Origin of the sequence: Thalassobacillus sp. B23F22_16, from assembly GCF_043496955.1 — a bacterium.
GTDB classification, from domain to species: Bacteria; Bacillota; Bacilli; order Bacillales; family Halobacillaceae; genus Thalassobacillus; species Thalassobacillus devorans_A.
Window position 1 is genome coordinate 1 of sequence record NZ_JBIEKD010000005.1, and the last position, 21,853, is coordinate 21,853.

The 21,853-nt window shown below is 43.8% G+C and carries 19 protein-coding genes; 17 read left to right on the forward strand and 2 right to left on the reverse strand.

The window, feature by feature from the left end:
* Nucleotides 1-245 precede the first annotated feature (245 nt).
* Nucleotides 246-1,691 (forward strand): carbon starvation CstA family protein, encoded by a 1,446-nt coding sequence (locus ACGTNI_RS05725; protein WP_394460672.1) that lies wholly within the window; start codon nucleotides 246-248, stop codon nucleotides 1,689-1,691.
* 43 nt (nucleotides 1,692-1,734) lie between these two features.
* Here the strand turns inward: ACGTNI_RS05725 and ACGTNI_RS05730 are convergent, their stop codons facing one another.
* On the reverse strand, nucleotides 1,735-2,541 hold the full coding sequence (locus tag ACGTNI_RS05730; protein WP_394460674.1) for a LysM peptidoglycan-binding domain-containing protein: 807 nt from the start codon (nucleotides 2,539-2,541) through the stop codon (nucleotides 1,735-1,737).
* A 141-nt stretch (nucleotides 2,542-2,682) separates the two neighbouring features.
* Between ACGTNI_RS05730 and eutB the strand changes: the two genes are divergently transcribed.
* The 8 genes from eutB (at nucleotide 2,683) to ACGTNI_RS05770 (ending at nucleotide 12,676) form a co-directional block, all read left to right on the forward strand.
* Nucleotides 2,683-3,663, forward strand: a complete 981-nt coding sequence (gene eutB / locus ACGTNI_RS05735) for a hydroxyectoine utilization dehydratase EutB (protein WP_394460676.1) — start codon at nucleotides 2,683-2,685, stop codon at nucleotides 3,661-3,663.
* Nucleotides 3,664-3,687: 24 nt separating this feature from the next.
* Nucleotides 3,688-5,364 carry a PucR family transcriptional regulator gene (locus ACGTNI_RS05740; protein ID WP_394460678.1) on the forward strand — a complete coding sequence of 559 codons (1,677 nt, stop codon included), beginning with the start codon at nucleotides 3,688-3,690 and terminating at the stop codon, nucleotides 5,362-5,364.
* 181 nt (nucleotides 5,365-5,545) lie between these two features.
* Nucleotides 5,546-6,751, forward strand: coding sequence for a M24 family metallopeptidase (locus ACGTNI_RS05745; RefSeq protein ID WP_394460916.1), 1,206 nt, complete (start codon nucleotides 5,546-5,548; stop codon nucleotides 6,749-6,751).
* Between the two features lie 13 nt (nucleotides 6,752-6,764).
* Nucleotides 6,765-7,712, forward strand: coding sequence for a cyclodeaminase (locus tag ACGTNI_RS05750; protein WP_394460918.1), 948 nt, complete (start codon nucleotides 6,765-6,767; stop codon nucleotides 7,710-7,712).
* A gap of 21 nt (nucleotides 7,713-7,733) precedes the next feature.
* The gene (locus ACGTNI_RS05755; RefSeq protein WP_394460680.1) at nucleotides 7,734-8,933 is read left to right on the forward strand and encodes a cystathionine gamma-synthase family protein; all 1,200 of its coding nucleotides are present in this window, start codon (nucleotides 7,734-7,736) and stop codon (nucleotides 8,931-8,933) included.
* Nucleotides 8,934-8,948: 15 nt separating this feature from the next.
* A complete protein-coding gene (locus ACGTNI_RS05760) occupies nucleotides 8,949-10,169 on the forward strand; it encodes a M20 metallopeptidase family protein (protein ID WP_394460682.1) in 1,221 nt (406 codons plus the stop codon).
* The gene (locus ACGTNI_RS05765) at nucleotides 10,162-11,211 is read left to right on the forward strand and encodes a homoserine dehydrogenase (protein ID WP_394460684.1); all 1,050 of its coding nucleotides are present in this window, start codon (nucleotides 10,162-10,164) and stop codon (nucleotides 11,209-11,211) included. The genes ACGTNI_RS05760 and ACGTNI_RS05765 overlap by 8 nt, the downstream gene beginning before the upstream one ends.
* A 16-nt stretch (nucleotides 11,212-11,227) precedes the next feature.
* Complete coding sequence (locus ACGTNI_RS05770; protein WP_394460686.1) at nucleotides 11,228-12,676, forward strand: aldehyde dehydrogenase family protein; 1,449 nt, start codon at nucleotides 11,228-11,230, stop codon at nucleotides 12,674-12,676.
* 53 nt (nucleotides 12,677-12,729) lie between these two features.
* Here ACGTNI_RS05770 and ACGTNI_RS05775 read toward each other — a convergent pair whose 3' ends face one another.
* Nucleotides 12,730-12,984 carry a hypothetical protein gene (locus tag ACGTNI_RS05775; RefSeq protein WP_394460688.1) on the reverse strand — a complete coding sequence of 85 codons (255 nt, stop codon included), beginning with the start codon at nucleotides 12,982-12,984 and terminating at the stop codon, nucleotides 12,730-12,732.
* Nucleotides 12,985-13,279: 295 nt separating this feature from the next.
* Here ACGTNI_RS05775 and ACGTNI_RS05780 point away from each other — a divergent pair, with 295 nt between their 5' ends.
* The 8 genes from ACGTNI_RS05780 (at nucleotide 13,280) to ACGTNI_RS05815 (ending at nucleotide 21,839) form a co-directional block, all read left to right on the forward strand.
* Entirely contained in the window at nucleotides 13,280-14,059 is a 780-nt protein-coding gene (locus tag ACGTNI_RS05780) for a glutamine ABC transporter substrate-binding protein (protein WP_394460689.1), read from the forward strand.
* Nucleotides 14,060-14,282: 223 nt separating this feature from the next.
* Nucleotides 14,283-14,939, forward strand: coding sequence for an amino acid ABC transporter permease (locus tag ACGTNI_RS05785; protein WP_085505416.1), 657 nt, complete (start codon nucleotides 14,283-14,285; stop codon nucleotides 14,937-14,939).
* Nucleotides 14,939-15,661 (forward strand): amino acid ABC transporter ATP-binding protein, encoded by a 723-nt coding sequence (locus ACGTNI_RS05790; RefSeq protein WP_394460920.1) that lies wholly within the window; start codon nucleotides 14,939-14,941, stop codon nucleotides 15,659-15,661. Before ACGTNI_RS05785 ends, ACGTNI_RS05790 begins: the two co-directional genes overlap by 1 nt.
* Nucleotides 15,662-16,284: 623 nt before the next feature.
* Complete coding sequence (locus ACGTNI_RS05795) at nucleotides 16,285-17,886, forward strand: ATP-binding protein (protein WP_394460692.1); 1,602 nt, start codon at nucleotides 16,285-16,287, stop codon at nucleotides 17,884-17,886.
* A complete protein-coding gene (locus ACGTNI_RS05800) occupies nucleotides 17,879-18,556 on the forward strand; it encodes a response regulator (RefSeq protein WP_394460694.1) in 678 nt (225 codons plus the stop codon). Before ACGTNI_RS05795 ends, ACGTNI_RS05800 begins: the two co-directional genes overlap by 8 nt.
* 182 nt (nucleotides 18,557-18,738) lie before the next feature.
* Entirely contained in the window at nucleotides 18,739-19,749 is a 1,011-nt protein-coding gene (locus ACGTNI_RS05805) for a tripartite tricarboxylate transporter substrate binding protein (RefSeq protein ID WP_394460696.1), read from the forward strand.
* A 115-nt stretch (nucleotides 19,750-19,864) separates the two neighbouring features.
* On the forward strand, nucleotides 19,865-20,329 hold the full coding sequence (locus ACGTNI_RS05810) for a tripartite tricarboxylate transporter TctB family protein (RefSeq protein ID WP_394460923.1): 465 nt from the start codon (nucleotides 19,865-19,867) through the stop codon (nucleotides 20,327-20,329).
* Between the two features lie 16 nt (nucleotides 20,330-20,345).
* Nucleotides 20,346-21,839 (forward strand): tripartite tricarboxylate transporter permease, encoded by a 1,494-nt coding sequence (locus tag ACGTNI_RS05815; protein ID WP_394460698.1) that lies wholly within the window; start codon nucleotides 20,346-20,348, stop codon nucleotides 21,837-21,839.
* The last annotated feature ends 14 nt before the right edge of the window (nucleotides 21,840-21,853 follow it).

Genomic DNA, 21,853 nt, shown 5'->3' on the forward strand with positions numbered 1-21,853 from the left:
GTTTAGGGCTTCGCAGTTTGTATCAAAGATATATTTTCTTACGTCAATCTTAAAGAAACCGCCGTATACGGGTCCGTACGTACGGTGGTGTGAGAGGACGGAGGTTAGTCACCTCCTCCTACTCGATTTAATAATGTAAGCGGTTAATTAGAAAGAATACATAAAATTTTCAGAAAAGATGTTGTTTTTTGTCTAATTCCGTTATAGAATACTTCCTATCACTCAATTTGAAGGGAGGCTCAGCGATGCTTACATTTGTTGCATCCATCGCATTATTACTTACAGGTTATTTCGTTTACGCAAAGGTGGTCGAACGAATTTTCGGCATTGACGACCAACAGCAGACACCAGCATACAGAAACAATGACGGCTTCGATTACATGCCGATGAGCTGGTGGAAGGCAAGCTTGATCCAGTTATTGAATATCGCTGGGCTTGGTCCGATTTTTGGGGCAGTAATGGGAGCGTTATATGGTCCTATTGCATTTATCTGGATCGTAGTGGGCTCGATTTTTGCAGGAGCTGTACATGACTATTTTTCAGGCATGTTATCACTTCGGCATAATGGAGCACAGTATCCGACTCTCGTTGGAAAATACTTAGGAAAACATGCAAAGTCCATTATTAATCTACTATCGATAGCTTTAATGATTCTGGTAGCTGCTGCTTTTACAGCTGGCCCTGCACAGCTGATGGCGGAAGTGACCCCACTGGGATTTCTTGCTTCCCTCTTGATCATTTTCGCTTACTTTTTAATCGCGACAGTTTTGCCGGTCAATAAAATCATAGGGAAAGTCTACCCGATTTTTGGTGCCGTATTGATCTTCATGGCAGTGGCGATCGGAATTGGTTTGTTCTTTTTCGACAACCCGGTACCAAACCTGACAGTGAGCAACCTTCACCCAGACAACCTGCCAGTTTGGCCGTTGTTGATGGTCACTATTTCTTGTGGCGCCATTTCTGGTTTTCATAGTACGCAAAGCCCGATATTGGCTCGTACTCTTAAAAAAGAGAGTGAAGGCCGTAAAGTATTCTACGGTGCCATGATCGCAGAAGGAGTCATCGCCTTGATATGGGCAGCAGCCGGTATGGCTTTCTTCGGGGACACTGGCGGGCTGCAAGAGGCATTAGCAGCAGGCGGACCTGCTGGTGTAGTCAATGAAATCAGCACGACTACACTTGGCACATTAGGCGGTATATTAGCAGTGCTTGGCGTTATCATCCTGCCAATCACGACAGGTGATACAGCGCTTCGTTCCTCACGAATGATGCTGGCTGATTTATTGAAGCAAGTGAGTAAAAAGGAATTGAAGGGAAACTGGGTGAAAATCGGTCTTGTCTTCCCCGTAGCGATTCCGACATTTTTGTTAACACAAATGGACTACAGTTTCCTTTGGCGTTATGTCGGCTGGTCCAATCAGGTTGTGGCCACCGTCATGCTCTGGACAGCAGCAATGTACCTGCTGCAGAGTAAAAAATTCCACTGGATTGCCAGTATCCCAGCGTTATTTATGACCGCAGTTGTCAGTACGTATATCTTCTATGCCCCTGAAGGCTTCGGTTTAGCTTATTCGACATCGATGATCATCGGTTCGGTCATCTGGCTGGCAGTAGCTGTCTGGTTTGTCGTACAAATAATGAAATATAAAGGAATGCTAAATAAACAAGTAATTGCGAGAAAAGCAAGCTGATGAAGAACCCCGATCGAGCTATAGGATCGGGGTTTTTTCTGTGCTAAAAAGTTACCGGAATTCGTACAAGATCCTGGATACTGTTGTCTTTAGCACTTCTGCTATAAACCCACACTTCACCCGAGCTGCTTGTCGGCTGCCGGTCAAATGGCAGCGTACTGCTGAAGAATCCATAAGCAGGTGCCCCCTCGGATGCGGTTGTGAAGCGCTCACGGGAAACAACCACATTATTATTGTCCCTTACTTGATGCTGGACGGAAGCCTCAAAAACCCTGGCATATCCTTCTACTTGCTGCCCACTTTTAATTCGGGTCCCCGGGAGCGGAGTAGTAGCAAAGATATTAGTAGAAGTAGGAATAGGGATAACCATGTGGTAGCCGGGCCAGATGACATCTCTTTGAAAACCAGGCCTGTCGCTGTTTGCTTTTTCAATGGCTTCTAGCGTGGTACCGAATCGGGAAGCGATACGGTATAGCGTGTCCCCGGATTGGATTTCATACGAAAATGCAGGGACTAACAGCAATTGATCGATATAAATGAGGTTCGGATTATCGATATTATTGATACCGGCCAATAAATCTACCGATGTTTGAAAAGAAGCGGCAATCCCTCTTAATCCATCCCCCGGGTAAACAACATAACTCATTATAGGTGACGGAGTAGAAGTAGGTACTACCAACACATCTTCTGGAAAAATAAGCCCACGGTCTGTAACAGGGGGGAACAAATGGTTTGCCTGTTCAATAGCTTCCACAGTGGTACCGAACCTGCGGGCAATAGCGTATAAGGTATCTCCTTGCTTGATTGTATAGATATATCCTTTTTGTTCGATGATCGCCAATATTAACACCTCCTCTCTAAATAAAATATGGTTGTATCATTGAAGAGAGAACGGTACTTTGTCTAAATTTCATTAAAAACTATAATATTGGCAATTGACTGATAATTATAAGGTTATATATAATTCAGAAAAGGTATTGGGGGTGGCGGAATGGAAAGAATGCAAGTGGCAGGTGTAACGATCCGGGATGTTTGGAGAGCTCAAAAGCGTATAGGAAGCATAGTATCTAAAACTCCATTGCTTTTTTCTCAGCATCTGTCTGACAGGCTGGAGGCTAATGTCTATTTGAAACTAGAGAATATGCAACCGACTGGAGCCTTCAAACTAAGAGGAGCTGCCAACAAGATTTTGTCGTTGACGAAAGATGAAAAGGATAAAGGGGTAGCTACTTTTTCAACAGGAAATCACGGGATTGCGGTTGCTCACGTAGCAAAAGCGGCCAATATACCTGCGACTGTCTGTATTTCCAGAAGAGTGCCGCAGGAAAAGGTGAAAAAGTTGAAGCGTCTGGGTGCCCATGTGGAGATAGTTGGTGATAATCAGGACGACGCCGAACAGTATTGCTACGAACTGGAGAACCAATCAGGCGTTACAGTCATAAAGCCATTTGATGACCCGGAAGTCATCGCTGGCCAAGGGACGATTGCATTGGAACTTTTAGAAGAATGCCCGGAAATTGATCAGGCGGTCATTCCATTGTCAGGTGGCGGGCTGCTTGCAGGAATCAGTCTTGCATTGAAATCCACGGACGCGACTATTAATATCACTGGTGTTTCTATGGAGAAAGGAGCAGTCATGCATGAAAGTCTGAAGCATGGCAGGCCCATCGTTTTGAAAGAGTCGGACACCTTAGCCGATAGCTTGCTCGGCGGGCTTGGTCCTGATAATCGCTACACTTTTTCAATGGTGAAACAATTAATGGATAAGAGTGTGCTTGTATCGGAGAATTCGATTGCAAAAGGGATAATGTTTATGCTGGAATATCATAAAATGGCAATAGAGGGGGCAGCCGGAGCAGGAATTGGGTGGCTGCTGGGAGAAGAAAGTAGTAAATATAAAAATATTGTCCTAGTCATCAGCGGAAACAATGTCGATCACGACACGATCCGTTCCTTGACCGGCAAGTATTAGTTTAACAAGGGTGAGGTGGGGGATATGGGATTGACCGTAAAAGACATCATCCAGCTTCCGATTATGGAGACAGCCAAGGTCAAGACAGGTAAGTCAGTATTACATGAAAAAGAGGTCGATTGGATTTCGGTGATTGAGACACCAGTTGAAAATTTTGTGCGAAGCAATGAGTTCGTCTTAAGTACAGGAATTGGCTGTGAAGATGACCCCCTGCTGCTGGAGGAATTCACAAGAGATGTCATCCAATCCGGAGCTTCTGTCCTGGCGTTTGCCACTGGCCGTTATATCTATGATATACCCGACCGAATTATACAGCTCGCTGAACAAAAGGATCTGATCCTTATCGATCTCCCTTGGGAAGTACGTTTTGGTGATATCCTGCAAGTGGTGCTGGAAGAAATCAGTCAGGAAAAGAAGGCCGAAAGACAGCAGGCAGAAGAAATCAGACAGGAATTGATTACATTTGTTTTAAATGGGAAAGGCCTTCAGGAAATATCTAATTATTTGTATAAAAATACGAAAATACCGATTGCGATCAGCGATCACAATAAGCGGATACGGGCTAACCATGATGTCGATCCGCACCTGCTGGATGTTTTTAATGGAAAGGTCGACGGGCAGGTACAGCAAATCCCCCAGACTGATATCCAGTTCAGCGAGCATCCGTTGTACCACCATATTGAAGAATTTGTCATCGATCAACAGACATGCTACCAGCTTACAATCCTTTCGAATCAAAAAAAGCAGGGGTATTTGATTTTCAAACCGGACGACCGTCACCAGCTGACGTGGCTGGTCATGAATATTTTAGAGCATGCTTTGACGGCGTGCGCCCTTTATTTCTTACAGGAAAATGCTATTGAAATGACCGAAATCCGCTTGAAGGATAATTTCTTATTAGACCTCGCTAAAAATGATACAGAAATTACGAAGCAGACGATGTCGAAGGGGCAGCTGCTTGGGTATGACCTGACAAAGTCTTATATCTGTATGGTAGGTGAAATCAGTTTTACGGAAACGAACCAAAAATTGAAGGAGACGGATCGTTCTGCCGGCTCTTCCCTCCATAGCCGCAATTATTATATTCAAAAAGAAATCAATCAGGCTGGCGAGCTGCTGAGTAGGAGCACCATGACGACCTTTGAGGATGGGGAAGTGATTGTGTATCTGGAAGCAGATCATCATCCTTATATGGAAGCGTCCAATCAATTTTTGGATATGGTCGAACGGCGCTTGAATGATTTATTAGCTGGTATTGAGATATCGTGGGGAATCGCCATTCATAAGGACGGCCATTATTCCTTCCATAAAAGCTATCAGGAAGCGAAAACAGCGCTTGATATCGGCAAGCAGCAGTATGGAAAAGGTGAACGGACCTTTTTCAGTGACACCCGCATCAACCGGCTGCTGATGTCACTCTCCCATGATCCGGATATTTCTGCAATTGTGAAAGACACATTGGAGAAGCTGATTGAATATGATAAGAAGCGGCAGACGGACTTGATTCACACGTTCATTGTTTACAATAAATACAATAGCAATGTGAGCCAGACGGCACGTGCACTAAACTTGCACCGGCAGTCACTGTTACATCGTCTTCGGAATATTGAGCACTTGACAGGCTTGTCATTGGTCGACTCTGATGATTTATTCCTGTTGGAACTGAGTGTTCGCCTTTGGATGCTGAAAAAACTTGAATAATGCCAGATATAGGCGCTCTGTGAAACCCATTATGGGTTTTTGCGGAGCGCCTATTTAATTTGTATAAAGCCTAGCTCGGAAAGTTCATACATATTGGACATTACATTTGTTTACTTTAATGAATACAATGAGAAGTAAGAATTATATAAATATTCAGTTAATGTAAGGAGGGAATATGATGATGCTTCCTTTTGATATTTTAGAATACCATGGGCGGCTGGAAAAAACGAAGAAGCGGATGGAAGAGAAAGGGATAGAGGTGCTGCTGATTACAGATCCCGCTAATATGAATTATCTTTCCGGTTATGATGCATGGTCTTTTTATGTCCATCAGATGCTTGTCATTATTATCGATGAAGCACAGCCATTGTGGATAGGCAGGTTTCAGGATGCTAATGGGGCAAGGAAGACAACCTGGATCTATGATGAAAATGTGATTTCCTATCCTGATTATTACGTACACTCTGATGTCTATCATCCAATGGACTTCATTGCTGAAATTTTAAATCAAATTGGCCAGGGTAACCGGACAATTGGGGTAGAGATGGATAATTATTATTTTTCGGCGAAGGCATTCGAGCAATTGAAGAAAAACATGCCGAATGCAACTTTCAAAAACGCGGACTTGTTGGTTAACGGTGTCCGCATCATTAAGTCCGATCAGGAAATTGAATACATGAAGCGAGCCGCACAGATAGCCGAACATGCCATGGAAAAAGGAATTGAAAGTATTTATGCCGGGGCTAAAGAATCGGATGTAGCGGCAACTATATATTATCACCTCGTCAAAGGCGCTAATGGGCATGGAGGCGATTATCCTTCGATCGTACCATTGCTGCCATCAGGAGAAAATACCTGCACTCCACATCTTACCTGGTCAGAACGGTCCTTTATGACTGGAGAATCTGTCATCATTGAATTGGCTGGCTGTTATAAACGTTATCACGTTCCGTTAGCTCGTACGGTTTCTCTAGGAACGCCTACGGAAGAAATGACAACGCTTTCGCCAATAGTGACCGAAGGAATCCAGGAAGTGCTAGCAGCGATCAAGCCAGGGATCACCTGCGGTGACATTGAGGAAGTATGGCGTAAAAGCATCAGTAAATATGGAATGGAAAAAGAATCGAGACTGGGTTACTCCGTTGGTTTGGGTTACCCTCCTGACTGGGGTGAGCACACCGCGAGCCTGCGAAAAGGTGACCAGACAGTCCTAGAGCCAAATATGACATTCCATCTGATCCCGGGCCTTTGGTATGATCACTATGGCATTGAAATTTCGGAGACCTTCCGGGTTACGGATACAGGCTGTGAACGGTTTACAAATTATCCACAAGGGTTGATTGTACGGGATCCATTGAACCTCAATCCAACCGATAAGATCAGCTAGGAGGTGTCTCGTGATGAAGCTGTTTGCTAAGGGGGAGATGGAGAAGGTCATCCACCTCGAAAAAGAAGTTATTGACATAGTCGAGAAGGCCTTTACTGATTTAGTTCAAAAAAAGGTGCAAATGCCGCCAATCATGCGAATTGATGTACCGGAATATAACGGCGAAGTTGATATCAAATCAGCTTATATAGCAGGTTATGAGAGCTTCGCCGTAAAGCTTTCCTCTGGTTTTTTCGATAATTATAAACTTGGCTTGCCAAGCGCCAGTGGCATGATGCTGTTATTGAGTTCGGAAACCGGTATCCCGAAAGCAGTTCTTGCAGATAATGGTTATCTCACAGAGGTACGGACGGCAGCTGCAGGAGCTGTCGCGGCTCAGCACCTGGCCCGGGAGCATATCCATACAGCAGGGATAATTGGAACCGGGGCGCAGGCACGATATCAAGTAAAAGCTCTCAAGCTAGTCCGGGATTTTGATCAATTGCTCGTCTATGGGCGGACACATGAGAAAGCGGAACAATACAAAGAAGATATGGAGCGGGAGCTAGGAATTGATGTAACCATCACCCGTACAGCGGAGGAAGTGGTCAAGGCAAGTGATGTCGTCATAACTACCACACCAGCAACCGCTCCGGTGATTAAAGGGGAATGGCTTCATCCAGGCCTGCATATAACTGCGATGGGGTCAGACGCTGAGCATAAGCAGGAATTGGAGAGCAGCGTGTTAGAAAAAGCAGATATGTTTGTCTGTGACGTTATCGCCCAGTCAACTAGGCTTGGGGAACTGCGTGCCTGCAACAGCCAGCGGGTGATCGATGAAGCGATTGAACTCGGGGAGGTTACTGCTGGCGATAAAAAAGGCCGAAGTTCAGAAAATCAAATAACAATTTGTGATTTGACTGGCACCGGCGTCCAGGACACAGCAATTGCTAGGTATGCCTACGAGAGGCTTACTAAATAAAAACCAAGGGAGGAATTTAGGATGAAAAAGACAAATATCGGAACACGTGCAATTTGGGCGGGGGAAAAGGATTCTTTAGCTTTCGGAGCAACGCAGGTACCGGTGGTTCACAGTGTGTCGTTTGGTTATGACGATATGGATGACTGGTATGAAGTAGCTGTAGGCAATAAAGAAGGGCACATTTATGGACGAAATACGAATCCAACCGTCCAGGCATTTGAAGAAAAAATCAGGATTCTGGAGGATGCGGAAGCTGCAACCAGTTTTTCCACAGGGATGGCAGCTATCAGCAACACACTAGGAACACTCTTATTCCCTGGCGACCGGATTGTTTCTATTAAAGATACGTACGGTGGCACGAACAAAATTTTCACAGAATTTCTCCCGCAGCAGCAAATCGATGTAGAGCTTTGTGAGACAGGGAATCATGAAGCGATTGAAAGAGAAGTAATGAAAGGCTGTAAAGTTCTTTATCTTGAAACACCGACCAACCCGACCGTTAAAATAACTGATATTGAACGGATGGCAAAAGTGGCTAAAAAGGTAGGAGCTCTTGTTGTTGTAGATAATACGTTTGCAACACCAGTCAACCAGAACCCGCTCGCCTTAGGAGCAGACCTGGTTATCCACAGTGCCACTAAGTTCTTGGGCGGTCATGCCGATGCACTTGGCGGAGCACTTGTCGGTAGTAAAGAACTCGTTGAGAAAGTGTACCATTACCGCGAAATCAACGGTGCTACGCTCGATCCGATGGCGGCTTACCTGCTGCTTCGAGGCATGAAGACATTGAAACTTCGTATTGACCGTCAAAATGAAAATGCCTTAGCGATAGCCCGTCATTTAAAAACTATCGATATTGTCGATGACGTATTCTACCCTGGGCTGGAAGAGCATAAAGGCCACGATATTGCTAAGACACAAATGAAAGGATTCGGCGGCATGCTGAGCTTTTCAGTCAAAGGCGGTATGGATACTGTCCGTCATTTACTTCCTAAGCTCAAGTATTCCAACCGTGCGGCTAACCTTGGTGCTGTAGAAACGATTGTCGGCCCTGCCAGAACTACCAGCCATGTCGAGTGTACGCCGGAAGAACGGGCGGCAATGGGAATACCAGAAGGATTGATTCGCTACTCTGCAGGTATTGAAGATATCGAAGATTTAAAAGAAGACTTGAATCAAGCATTCCGTTCATTGCCAGAGAGTTTGACAGTGAAAGGGTGATAGGGAGGGGCCCCTTTGCAAATCAAACATGACCCGGTAACCGTAAATGCAGAACGTATTAAAGCTGATTTGATCCGGTGGCGGCGCCATTTGCACCGCCATCCGGAATTAAGTTTTCAGGAAAAAGAGACGAGTGCATATGTTCTCCGCGAGCTTGAAGCGATGGGGGCTTTTGATATCCAAACCAATGTCGGCGGGTATGGTATTGTCGCTACCCTGAGCAGTGGAGAGGGCCCTGTCATCGGGTTACGTGCAGATATGGACGCTTTGCCTATTAATGAACACAATGATGTTGAATATCGATCAATTCACCAAGGTATTATGCACGCCTGTGGTCATGATGCCCATACGGCTATGCTGTTAGGAGCTGCCAGACTATTGAGTGAAGATGCAAAGACAGGAAGGTTAAAGGGAACAATCAAGTTCATTTTCCAACCGGCAGAAGAAGACACCAACGATGCCGGATTAACCGGGGCACCATTGATGTTGCAGTCCGGTCTTTTGGATGACATCGACGTGTTCCTTGCTTTACATGTATGCCCTTGGCATGCGACAGGTGAAATTCAGGTGAATGACGGACCGAGTATGGCAAATATCGATAATTTCCATATGACAATCAAAGCGACTGGCGGCCATGGCGGCTATCCTCACCTGGCCACGGATCCGATTTGGATGTCGAGCTATTTTTTACAAGGGTTGTACAGTCTGATTAGCCGGAAAATAGACCCACTTTCCGTAGGTACCATCAGTGTAGGAGAAATTCATGGAGGGGAGACGGCAAATGTTATCCCTGATGAAGTGACAATTACTGGCACTCTGCGCTCCTACACTAAAGATATGCGGTTGCAGCTAGTCCGGGAATTAGAACAGGTGGCAAATGTCATTCTGCCATTGGGTGGGACTTATAAGCTTGAAATCGAAACAGGAGAACCAGCACTGGATAATGATAAACGAGTTAATGAAGCAATCAGGAAATCTGCCAGGCATCTTTATCCAAATATGAAAATCCATGAGGGGCCGTTTGGTATGGGTGGCGAGGATTTCGCTCATATGATTGCTGAAAGGCCAGGAGCGATGTTTTTTCTCGGGTGTGCTAAGAAAGGGACACCAGAACGAAAGCTTCATACAGGTGACTTTCAAATAGATGAAAACGCCCTGCCAATTGGTGCAGCGATTTTGACGAATAGCGCTCACAGGTTGCTGCAAATAGAAGAAGGGAGGAAGGTCGATGACTAAGATAGCATTTGTCGGTTTTGGTGGTGTCGGGCAGGCGCTGGCTGAAATTCTGCTGGAGCGGAAGGAACAGCTGGAATGTTCTTATGGTCTTGAAGCAGAAGTGGTGGCGGTTTCGGATATGATGAAAGGTGCGGTCTATAAACCTGATGGGTTGGATGTTGCACAGTTACTCGAAGCAGTCCGGAAAACGGGAAATGTGGAGGATTATCCTGACGAGCCCGGTACAGTCAAGGGACTGAATAGTATGGAAACGATCCAGGATACCAATGCCGATATGATTGTTGAAGTGACTTTTACTGATGTGGAAACCGGACAGCCTGCCATCGACCATTGCCGGGCTGCTTTTGAAAAAGGAAAAAGTGTCGTAACCACGAACAAAGGACCGGTAGCGCTCGCATACAAAGAGCTTAGTGAGCTTGCAGAGAAAAACGGGGCTTACTGGGGCTTCGAAGGTACTGTGATGAGCGGAACGCCAGCATTAAGAATGCCAATAGCTACGCTTGCAGGCAATGAAATAACGGAAATCAAAGGAATCTTAAACGGTACGACTAATTATATTCTTACAGAAATGGAAAAAGGTAATTCCTATGACAAAGCTTTGCAAAAAGCGAAAGAGCTGGGATATGCCGAAGCAGATCCGACGAATGATGTGGAAGGTTATGACGCCCGTTATAAAGCGGCCATCCTTTCTGGCTATTTGATGGGTACACCGATTTCTTCCAAAGATATCCCATGCAAGGGCATCCGTCATATGACGCTTGAAATGGTCAATGAAGCACTGAAAGATAATAAGAAATGGCGCCTATTGGCGCAGGTGAAGAAAGAGAATGGAGAGGTTACCGCCTCTGTCGAACCACAATTACTAGACGCGGATGATCCTTTAGCAGGCGTAACCGGTGCAACGAATGCAATTTTGTATGAATGTGACCTGGCAGGACCAATCATGTTGACGGGTGCAGGCGCAGGGCTAAAAGAAACGGGTTTTTCCTTATTGATTGACCTGATTGACTATCAAAGACAGAAGACTATGGCCAAAATTTAAGGAAGGTGGTGTTGAAATGCATACCAAAGTGAAAGCAGTTAAGATGCTGATCGGCGGAGAATGGGTCCATTCGAATCAAACATTTGAGGTGGTTGATCCTCAAAATGATCGTCCAATCGCTTCCGTACCTTTAGGGAGCAGCAAGGATATGCTTATCGCGATTGAAAAAGCTGAAGAAGCTTATATGAAAACAGCAGTCTGGCCAACCCACGAACGGATTCGAGTGTTATCGGAAGCAGCTAATTATATGAAAGAAAATGCAGAGGATTTTGCCAGAACAGTCGCTTCGGAAGGAAGCAAGACAATCAATGAAGCTCGTGGGGAAGTGAAGCGGGCTATCCAGACGATTCAGATTAGTGCCGAAGAAGCTCGCAGAATCAATGGGGAAACGATCAATTTCGATCAGAATGAAGGCAGTGAAAACCGTGTCGGATATCATTACCGATTTCCGGTAGGGGTCGTCGGTGCAATCACCCCATTCAATGATCCACTGAACCTTGTGGCCCATAAAGTCGGACCCGCAATCGCAGCCGGGAACGCTATTGTTGTCAAACCGGCATCTGTCACTCCGCTTAGTGCTTTGATGTTAGCGGAAGCTTTCGTCCACGCCGGATTGCCTGATGGATTCTTATCTGTGGTTACTGGTTCAGGACGTGAAATCGGTGAAACACTCGTCACTCACCCTTCTGTTAAAGTGTTGTCCTTTACAGGCGGACCGGATGCCGGGAAGAAGATATCGGAACAGGCAGGTCCTAAGAAAGTAAGCATGGAGCTTGGATCCAATTCTCCTGTCATCGTATTGAACGATGCTAACCTAAACGATGCGGTTCAGTCCTGTGTCTCCGGTGCTTTCTCTGCAGTCGGCCAAAACTGTATCGGGGTCCAGCGAATCTACGTTCAAAAAGACGTGTACGCCCGCTTCCTTGATACGTTCATCAGTCGCACGTCCGAATTGAAGGTCGGAGATAAAATGGATGAATTGACGGATGTCGGTCCGATGATCAATGAACGGGAGGCAAAGCGAGTCGAAAGCTGGGTGAACGAAGCATTGATGAAAGGGGCAAAGATCCACACAGGCGGCAAGAGGGAAGGAAGCTTCTATTACCCTACTGTTTTAAGTGATGTACCAAAGACAGCTAAAATAGCTTATGAGGAAATATTCGGGCCAGTTGTCCTGATCACTCCTGTTGCAAACCTGCATGAAGCCATTGAGCGTTCCAATGACGTCGACTACGGCTTGCAGGCAGGGATTTTCACTTCCGATATCAATCATGCTTTCCATGCAATCAAGGGTTTGAATGTCGGTGGTGTCATGATTAATGACAGCAGCGACTACCGAATTGATGCGATGCCGTTTGGCGGTGTCAAAGGTTCTGGTATTGGACGCGAGGGTGTCCGATACGCCATCGAATCAATGACCGAACCGAAAGTTGTCTGCTTCCGCTTGCAGGAAAATTTATTGTAAACTATAAAACCGCCTGGTTCTCCAGGCGGTTTTTTTGTACGATTTCCTGTTTATTAATTTGAATGTATAGCTTCCAATGCTTTATGCTTATCTTCCTTTTTTACATAAAACTTATATTCATTCCCATAATTATTACTCGTCACGCCAGTATTACCTGATAAGTGAACATTGGAGGCTACGCGGTACTTAATGGAAGATGATTTAAGTTTGGAAACGACTTTATAGTATTCTTTCAGACTGAACGTAGAATAAATAAATGTCTTTTCACTTGAAATTAAATAATCAATCCAGTTGACCAGGAAGTTCATCATATCCCTCCTTAGAGATTTATAAGTACTTTGTTCTATAAATATGGTGAAAAATCCTAGTAAAATACTAGAAAATTATTGTTTGATAAAGTTTACAAGCTGTGGTCAAATTGTAAATCTATCGTAATCAGGAGTAATACGTAATAAATAGCTGTAATTATTAGCAATCAACCGAAAAAGTTATAAAAATCATTCATTTTGTATAAATATGACATAATATTCATTATTCAGAAAATTTTAATTAATGGTGACTTTTGAGATAATTAATTACGCACATAAAAAGGGGGACAAGAAAATGAGAAAAGGAAAAGGGTACTTATTTATCCTGACAATTGTATTATCCGTTCTGCTGTTAGCTGGTTGTAACACTGGCGATGCTACGGAGAAGTATACAGTTGCTACAGATAACAACTTCGTTCCATTTGAATTTTTGAACGAAGAAACAGGTGAGATGGAAGGTTTCGACATCGACCTGATCAAAGCGGTTGCTGATGAAGCGGGCTTTGAGGTGGAGATCGAGTCAATGAAATTTGATGGGGTAGTCAGTGGAATGCAATCCGGCCGTTTTGATATCGGTATTGCAGGGATGACCATCACAGAAGAACGTAAAGAAACAATCGACTTTTCAGACCCATACTATGATGCAGGTCTGATGATCGCTGTTAATAAAGATAATGAGGACATTCAGTCTGAAGATGATCTGGCGGGCAAAAAGGTTGGTACTCGTTCTGGTACAACCAGTGAAGAATACATCAAATCGAACCATCCTGATGCTGAGCTAGTTACGTTCCCTGGAATTGTAGAAGCATACATGGACTTGGAGTCAGGCCGTCTGGATGCAGTTATGTATGACGTGCCGAATGTTCAGTATTATGTAGCTAACGACTCTGCAAAACTGAAAACTGTCGGTGATATTCTGCAAGGGGAGCAGTATGGTATTGCATTCCCTAAAGATTCCGAGCTTGTTGAGGATGTAAACAAAGCGCTGGAAACTCTCATTGAAAATGGTACGTATGATGATATCTACGAAGAATGGTTCGGTGAGCGTAAATACGGCACAGAATCCTCTGAATAATACACAAGACACCAAGACGTCATAGCTGATCGGTAAAAGCGTAGCAAGTGATTAGCTTGTTGCGCTTTTATTTTACTTTAAGAGAGTTTAACTTTGTTAAAGGATTAAAGTATAAGAAAATACTAAGGCTTTCGCCATAAGTACTTGGCGACAAGCCAAGTTTTTCTAATGAAAAAATTTAATTTATATGTTGCACAAAATGTTGAATAAGGAGCGAACATTCATGGATTTTATTACACAATCCCACTATTACCGGGTTATGCCCATGCTGCTCGAAGGGCTGGTATGGACATTATTGATTACAGGTATCGGATTGATCTTCGGCTTTATCCTCGGAGCTATCTTCGGTTTCGCCCGCCTTTCAAAAAGTAAAATCATCTATGGAATCGCGACAGTATATGTAGAAGTTGTTCGCGGTACACCGATTCTTGCCCAGATTTTATTCATTTATTTCGGTCTGTCTGATTTGATGGGTGTTAATATCGATAAAATAACGGCGTCAATTATAGCGATTGCTATTAATGCGGGGGCATACATCGCAGAAATTGTCCGTGGAGCTGTTTACTCGATCGATAAGGGACAGGAGGAAGCAGGTCGGTCCATCGGTCTTACTCGTAACCAGACAATGCGATACATCATTTGGCCACAGGCTTTCCGAAGAATGATTCCGCCGCTTGGTAACCAGTTTGTCATTAGTCTTAAGGATACCTCACTCTTCTCTGTAATCGCTGTTGGTGAACTGCTATATATGGGGCAGCAATATTATGGATCGACTTTTGCTGCATTCGAGGCATTGACGATGGTTTGTATTATGTACCTTGTCATTACTGTGCCGACAGCGGTTTACTTGAGAAGGGTAGAAAGGAGACTTGACGTATGATGATCAGCGTTAGAGATTTGCATAAATCATTTGGTTCCGTTGAAGTATTGAAAGGAATTGATGCAGAAATTAAAGAGAAAGAAGTAGTCTGTGTTATCGGGCCTTCCGGTTCCGGAAAAAGTACATTCCTCCGATGTCTGAATTTACTGGAAGAAGTCACTTCCGGCGATGTTCTGATTGAAGGCACAAACCTGACTGATCCGAAAGTTAATATTAATGAAGTACGCTCCCGGGTCGGAATGGTCTTTCAGCATTTTAACCTTTTTCCACACAGAACTGTCCTGGAGAACATCACTCTTGGGCCTATAAAAGTTAAAGGTCTGAGCAAAGACGAAGCAAAGAAAGTCGCATTGCCTTTGCTGGATAAAGTCGGTTTAAGTGATAAAGCGGATGTTTATCCGGAGAGCTTGTCAGGTGGTCAAAAACAGCGTGTCGCCATTGCTCGTTCACTTGCGATGGAACCTAGAATCATGCTGTTTGATGAACCGACATCAGCCCTCGACCCTGAACTGGTAGGGGATGTACTGGAGGTTATGAAGGATCTTGCCAAAGAAGGGATGACCATGGTAGTTGTTACCCATGAAATGGGCTTTGCCCGGGAAGTTGGCGACAGGGTATTGTTCATGGATGAAGGAATCATCATGGAAGAAGATATACCCGATAATCTCTTTGGAAATCCTCAGAATCCACGGACGCAGGAGTTCTTAAGTAAAGTACTTTAAAAAGAAAGATTGTGTTTGAAGGTTTTACGTGGTATATTAGTTGAGCGATGAGCTAATTTGCGTAAGACGAATGGATATGCTTTTTTGAGCTAAACGATGAATGTGGTCATCGGTCCTTCGCCGCAAAGCGTGGAAAGCCTTCCCATATCAGGGGAGGCTTTTTTTATTTTCTAGGAAATTATAAAATTTCTTTTTGTGGATAACTTTACGTGGTGGGTTACATCCAGCTCCGACGCACAGGACGTGCTAGTGCCGATGACGCCACAGGACGTGGCGTTTTCATCGGCCAGCGCCTACCCCCTAGAGGTCTTAAGGCAATCCTCTCTGTGATTAGAAAAACTTTGCTTATCGCCAAGGGTTTACGGCGAAAGCCTTAGTTTTACTTATACTTTAAACCTTTATAAACTTAATTGGTCTAAAAGTACAAACAACGTCACGGCGAGGCTTGTCTTAAGCTTGTCGGAGGCCTGCAGGACAAGGTCTTTTTTGAGGACGTGCCGTTTTTTAGTCGAACGTCATTACTAGCAAGGCGCTTGCGCTTTTGTTCTTTTCGCTTCACCCATGTACTGGCATGTTAAAATAAACTATAATACAAGCGCTTTATGTAAAGGAGCTCTCTCATCATGACTAGCCGTTTTCGTGTGTCCTTACAAACAAAAATCCTTGGGCTGGTAATCACATTAATTGTATCGATCATTATTATACTCTCTGGTGTGTTTGCTTATTGGGAAAAGCAGGATACGGAAGATAGAATGGGTCAGCTGGCACTTCAGGCTGCTACTACACTTTCCTTTATGCCGACAATCAAAGATGCATTCACTCGTGACGATCCGGCTGAGATCATACAGCCGATAGCGTTAAGCGTACAAAAAGAGATAGGTGCAGAGTTTGTCGTCATAGGGAATGAGGATAGTATCCGTTATGCACACCCTGACCCGTGGAAAATCGGTGAACAAATGGTTGGCGGAGATAACGATCGTGCTTTAAAAAATGGTGAATATTATATCTCAAAAGCAGAAGGTACATTAGGGCCGTCGCTGAGGGGCAAGGCACCTATCTTAGATGATGATGGAGATATCATCGGGATTGTGTCCGTCGGCTTTTTGATTGATGATATCAACTCAGCTGCCTTGCAGAAATTTATGGATATCGGTGGTATTTCTATCGCAGTTCTTCTTCTCGGCACATTTGGAAGTTTTATGCTGGCTAGAAGTATACGGAAGGACACGATGGGGCTTGAGCCTTTCCAAATAGCTTCGCTCTACCGCGATCGGGAAGCTGTTCTTTCTTCGGTGAAAGAAGGAATCATTGCCATTGATCATCAAGGCCTCGTTACGATGATCAATCAATCAGCAAAAGCTATGTTGAACATAGCGGAAGATACGAACAAGAAACCAATCGAAGAAATATTACCGAATACTCAAATGCTTCGTGTCCTGGAATCAGGCACGCCTGAACATAATGAAGAAATGATTCTGAAAGACCGGGTCATCATTGTCAATCGCACACCTATTCTGGAAGATGATAACGTCGTCGGGGTAGTTGCCAGTTTTCGGGACAAGACAGAGGTAAGAGAAATGGTTAATGCTCTTTCTGAAGTGAAGCGGTATTCTGAGGACTTAAGGGCGCAAACACATGAATTTACCAATAAAATGTACGTGTTGCTTGGCCTGCTTCAGCTAGGAAATTATCAGGAAGCTATTGACTTGATAGAAAGCGAGTTTCAAACGTCTCAGACTCAAAACAAGGTTCTTTTTGATCAGATTCAAGATGATACTGTCCAGGCGATCCTATTGGGGAAAATAAGTAAAGCGTCGGAACAAAAAGTAGATTTCTCAATTGATAGTGAATCGTCTCTTCAATTAATTCCAAAACATATCAATCGTTCTAAGCTGGTAACGATATTAGGTAATATCATTGACAATGCCTTCGAAGCGGTAAGTAGTCAGGAAGATAAAAAGGTGGGTTTCTTTGCAACTGATATCGGCAGTGATATTGTTTTTGAAATTACAGATAATGGACCTGGCATCTCTGACTCGATTATGCCGTATTTGTTCATGAGAGGATTTTCCACTAAAAAAGGTCAAAACCGAGGTTTTGGATTAGCGAACGTGAACGAAATTGTAGAAGAACTTGGTGGGACGATGGAAATCAGCCAGACATCCAGTGAGGGAGCAATGTTTTCAATATTCATACCTAAAAAGGGAGGTGGCTTCAATGATTAAGGTCGTGATCGCTGAAGATGATTTTCGGGTGGCACAGCTCCATGAAAAATTTTTAAGTGAAATAACAGGATTCCAAGTAGTCGGAAAAGCATTGAATGGAAAGGAAACCCTTGAAATCATAGCTGACGAACAACCAGATTTATTATTATTGGACGTCTATATGCCAGATAAGCTTGGAACGGAATTGCTGCATGATATTAGAGAGCTTTCTCCTACGATAGATATCATTATGATCACAGCTGCCAATGATAAAGCAATGATTGAAATAGCTATAAAATATGGGGTTATCGACTATATCATTAAGCCGGTTTCTCTTGACCGCTTCAAAAAAACTATCTATGATTATCAAGAAAAGCAACAAATGATAGACTCGACGGATACCTTCGATCAGGATATGGTAGATCAATTGATTGGCAGTAAGAAGAGTACTACCCCTCCGAGTGAAAATATGCCAAAAGGAATAGATCCACTTACTCTTGATAAGGTAAGAAGCATGCTGGCAGAAACCGAAGACGGTCTGACCGCCGAACAGGCAAGTGATCAGATGGGGGCTTCCAAAACTACTGCCCGGCGCTATTTGGAGTATTTGATTTCTATAGAAGAAGGGAAGGCAGAAATGCGGTACGGTAAAGTAGGAAGACCGGAAAGGAAATACTATCTAAATGGATGAACAGCCCCGAGTAAGGGGCTTTTTTTTATGTAAAGGCCTCATTTTTTTCTTTCGTGAATTTTATGTGGTTTATTTTTTTATTGCTTTTAAAACAGAATATTTTGAAAACGGTTACAATTTCATTTCTTTCTTTTACCATGAAGTTAATGAAAGATTACATCTTGAAAGGGAGAGGTATTTACATGAAGAAATTATGGATGATGGCTATTTTATCATTACTTGTATTTGTAGTAGCTTGCGGCGATCAAAGCGCTGATTCAGAAACGGATTCTGGAGAAGGCGGGGGTGACTGGGAGCCAGAACAGAATATAGAAATTGTAGCTCCTAGTGGCGCTGGTGGCGGCTGGGATACAACAGCCAGAAGTGTCGGTAAGATTATGGAAGAGGAAGGTATTGTAGATACGGATATTGGTGTTGTCAATAAGCCTGGTGGCGGGGGCGCAGTAGGCTGGTCTTACATCAATAGCACGAATGATCCCCACAATTTATTCGTATCTTCACCTCCATTAATCTTTGTTCCGTTAAATGGACAGTCAGACTTGTCCTATGAAGATTTCACACCACTATCCAATATGATTGCAGACTATGGTGCATTTGCTGTTTCTGAAGATGCCGAGTGGGATAACTTAAATGACTTGTTCGACGACATGAAAGAAGATCCATCCAGTGTTACGGTAGTCGGAGCGTCTTCACCTGGTTCCATGGATCACATGCAATTTGTTAAAATCGCCAAGGCGGCGGGAGTAGATATCCAGGAAATCAAATATGTTTCTGAACAGGAAGGCGGAGCGCTTACACAAATTTTGAATGGAAGTGCTGATGTTTATTCCACAGGTGTTGCTGAAACAGTGGAACAAGTAAAAGCAGGAAAAATTAAAGTTCTAGGTGTCACTGCAGAAGAAAGACTGGATGGAGATGTGTTATCTGATTTTGAAACTGCAAAAGAGCAGGGAATCGATGCAACATTCGTAAACTGGAGAGGGTTCTTCGGTCCGAAAGACATGGATCCGGCAGCAGTTGCTTATTATGAAGAGAAATTCAAGGAAGTCAGTGACTCTGACGCATTCGCAGAGCTTCGTGACCAGTACGGATGGAACGAAATGTACATGAATAGTGAAGAATATCAGGAGTTCCTGCAAGAACAAAATGACGAATTAGGAAGCCTGCTTGAAGAACTGGGCTTAGGTCAATAAACAGAACATGCGAGTTTGTTTGCTTAAGGGTCTGATTACTTTCATTCCGCCGCAGATGGCGGTTCAGGGAGGGCAGACCCTTCTCTTGCAAACTCGAACTCTTTTTATGAAGGTGATGCATGTGCTTAAAACGATGAATCAAAAAATAAGTGTTTTTCTAATCCTGTTTGGGAGCGGTTATTTGTACTTAAGTTACAACCTGAAGGAATATCCATATGTTCCTGTGGATTCCGACCTTGTACCGAAAGCGCTTGGTTACTTGCTGGTTGGATTAGCCGTATTGCTTTTCTTTGACAAGTCTTCCGAAACGGAAGAACAAAAGAAAAAACGAAGCGTGCCCAAAAAAGAATTGATGGTCATACTTGCAGTCGGAGGAATGATCTTTTTATATATTTTCTTATTTGAAATAGTCGGGTTCCTGATTGCAACAGCCTTGTTTATTTTCTTCTGTTCCTGGTTCCTGGGTTATAACAGATGGGTGAGCAATTTATTGGTATCACTTATTTTTCCTTCCGTTTTGTATTATCTATTCAACTATTTATTACAGATTCGTTTACCTCAAGGAATATTACCATTTTAAAAGGTGTTGGTGAAAAATGGGTGCATTAGACGGCCTGATGCAAGGCTTCCAAGTTGCATTTAGTTTACAAGGAATCATGTTTGTTTTGATTGGCGTTGTAACCGGGACATTGATTGGAATGATGCCTGGTTTGGGACCGATCAGTGCCATTGCTATCATGATCCCAGTCACGTATGGAATGGATCCTTCCGCTGCTTTAGTGATGATGGCTGGTGTTTATTATGGTGCTGTCTTTGGCGGTTCAACCTCTTCCATTTTATTAAACGCCCCGGGAATTTCGGGTACAGTAGCAACCGCATTCGATGGCTACCCGATGGCGCAACGGGGAGAGGCTGGTAAGGCACTGGCAATTGCAGCTATCTCCTCTTTCACAGGAGGAACTGTTTCAGTGGTTCTATTGATGCTATTCGCGCCAGCTCTCGCACAGGTAGCAGTTTCGTTTGGTCCCCCGCAGTATTTTGCCTTGATGTTTCTAGGACTTACTGCAATCTCCAGTCTATCGGAAGGTTCGACGATTAAAGCATTGATAGCAGCTACGTTAGGTTTCATAGCAGCTACGATTGGGATGGACGCCCAGACAGGGACTACCCGCTTTACGTTTGGAACCCCTAATCTTATTGAAGGTATCGACTTTCTTGTCATAGCTCTTGGACTTTTTGCCATTGCAGAAGTCTGTTTCTTAATCATCAATCGAAAAGACAAATCGTTAAGCAAACAAAGTGACATCGGCAATTTGAAGTTGAGTAAAGAAGATCTTAAAGAAATGAAAGGACCGATGACAAGACAATCTTTCTTAGGTTTCATTCTTGGTGTGCTTCCAGGAGCCGGTGCAACAATTGCGTCGTTTATCGGTTATATTACTGAAAAAAGGATAGCCAAGAAGCCGGAAGAATTCGGGAAAGGGTCGATAAGAGGAGTAGCTGCACCGGAAACAGCCAACAACGCTGCTACGAGCGGTGCATTCGTTCCGTTGCTAAGTTTAGGTATTCCTGGCTCTGGCACTACTGCCGTCATGCTGGGGGCATTTCTGGTTCTGGGTATTCAGCCTGGTCCACTGCTAGTACAGGATCGTCCGGAAATTTTCTGGGGGATTATTGCCAGTATGTATATCGGAAATGTATTTTTATTGATTCTTAACTTACCATTAATCCCTTATATCGCAAAAATATTGAAGATATCCCGGCCGATGCTGATCTCTCTTGTCATCATTTTCAGCTTAATTGGTGTATATTCTATCAGCTTCAGTACATTTGACCTTTATTTATTACTCATATTTGGAGTGATCGGCTACTTGATGCGCTTGTTTTCATTTCCTGCAGCCCCATTCATACTTGCCTTTATCCTGGGCGGAATGATGGAACAGGCGTTGCGACAGGCGTTGACCGCATCGGGTGGCAATCTGGCAATCCTTGTTTCTGATCCTATTTCCATCTCCTTATTGATTGTCAGTGCCTTGTCATTTGTCGTGCCACTAATAAGAATTCGCAAAAAAGATGCTACACAAGATTAAGAGGTGAAAGGAAC

Bases quoted from the DNA above. Each gene is read 5' to 3' on its own strand.
- ACGTNI_RS05725 (WP_394460672.1), top strand. From the start codon at position 246: ATGCTTACATTTGTTGCATCCATCGCATTATTACTTACAGGTTATTTC.
- eutB (WP_394460676.1), top strand. From the start codon at position 2,683: ATGGAAAGAATGCAAGTGGCAGGTGTAACGATCCGGGATGTTTGGAGA.
- ACGTNI_RS05740 (WP_394460678.1), top strand. From the start codon at position 3,688: ATGGGATTGACCGTAAAAGACATCATCCAGCTTCCGATTATGGAGACA.
- ACGTNI_RS05745 (WP_394460916.1), top strand. From the start codon at position 5,546: ATGCTTCCTTTTGATATTTTAGAATACCATGGGCGGCTGGAAAAAACG.
- ACGTNI_RS05750 (WP_394460918.1), top strand. From the start codon at position 6,765: ATGAAGCTGTTTGCTAAGGGGGAGATGGAGAAGGTCATCCACCTCGAA.
- ACGTNI_RS05755 (WP_394460680.1), top strand. From the start codon at position 7,734: ATGAAAAAGACAAATATCGGAACACGTGCAATTTGGGCGGGGGAAAAG.
- ACGTNI_RS05765 (WP_394460684.1), top strand. From the start codon at position 10,162: ATGACTAAGATAGCATTTGTCGGTTTTGGTGGTGTCGGGCAGGCGCTG.
- ACGTNI_RS05770 (WP_394460686.1), top strand. From the start codon at position 11,228: ATGCATACCAAAGTGAAAGCAGTTAAGATGCTGATCGGCGGAGAATGG.
- ACGTNI_RS05775 (WP_394460688.1), bottom strand. From the start codon at position 12,984: ATGAACTTCCTGGTCAACTGGATTGATTATTTAATTTCAAGTGAAAAG.
- ACGTNI_RS05780 (WP_394460689.1), top strand. From the start codon at position 13,280: ATGAGAAAAGGAAAAGGGTACTTATTTATCCTGACAATTGTATTATCC.
- ACGTNI_RS05785 (WP_085505416.1), top strand. From the start codon at position 14,283: ATGGATTTTATTACACAATCCCACTATTACCGGGTTATGCCCATGCTG.
- ACGTNI_RS05790 (WP_394460920.1), top strand. From the start codon at position 14,939: ATGATCAGCGTTAGAGATTTGCATAAATCATTTGGTTCCGTTGAAGTA.
- ACGTNI_RS05795 (WP_394460692.1), top strand. From the start codon at position 16,285: ATGACTAGCCGTTTTCGTGTGTCCTTACAAACAAAAATCCTTGGGCTG.
- ACGTNI_RS05800 (WP_394460694.1), top strand. From the start codon at position 17,879: ATGATTAAGGTCGTGATCGCTGAAGATGATTTTCGGGTGGCACAGCTC.
- ACGTNI_RS05805 (WP_394460696.1), top strand. From the start codon at position 18,739: ATGAAGAAATTATGGATGATGGCTATTTTATCATTACTTGTATTTGTA.
- ACGTNI_RS05810 (WP_394460923.1), top strand. From the start codon at position 19,865: ATGCATGTGCTTAAAACGATGAATCAAAAAATAAGTGTTTTTCTAATC.
- ACGTNI_RS05815 (WP_394460698.1), top strand. From the start codon at position 20,346: ATGGGTGCATTAGACGGCCTGATGCAAGGCTTCCAAGTTGCATTTAGT.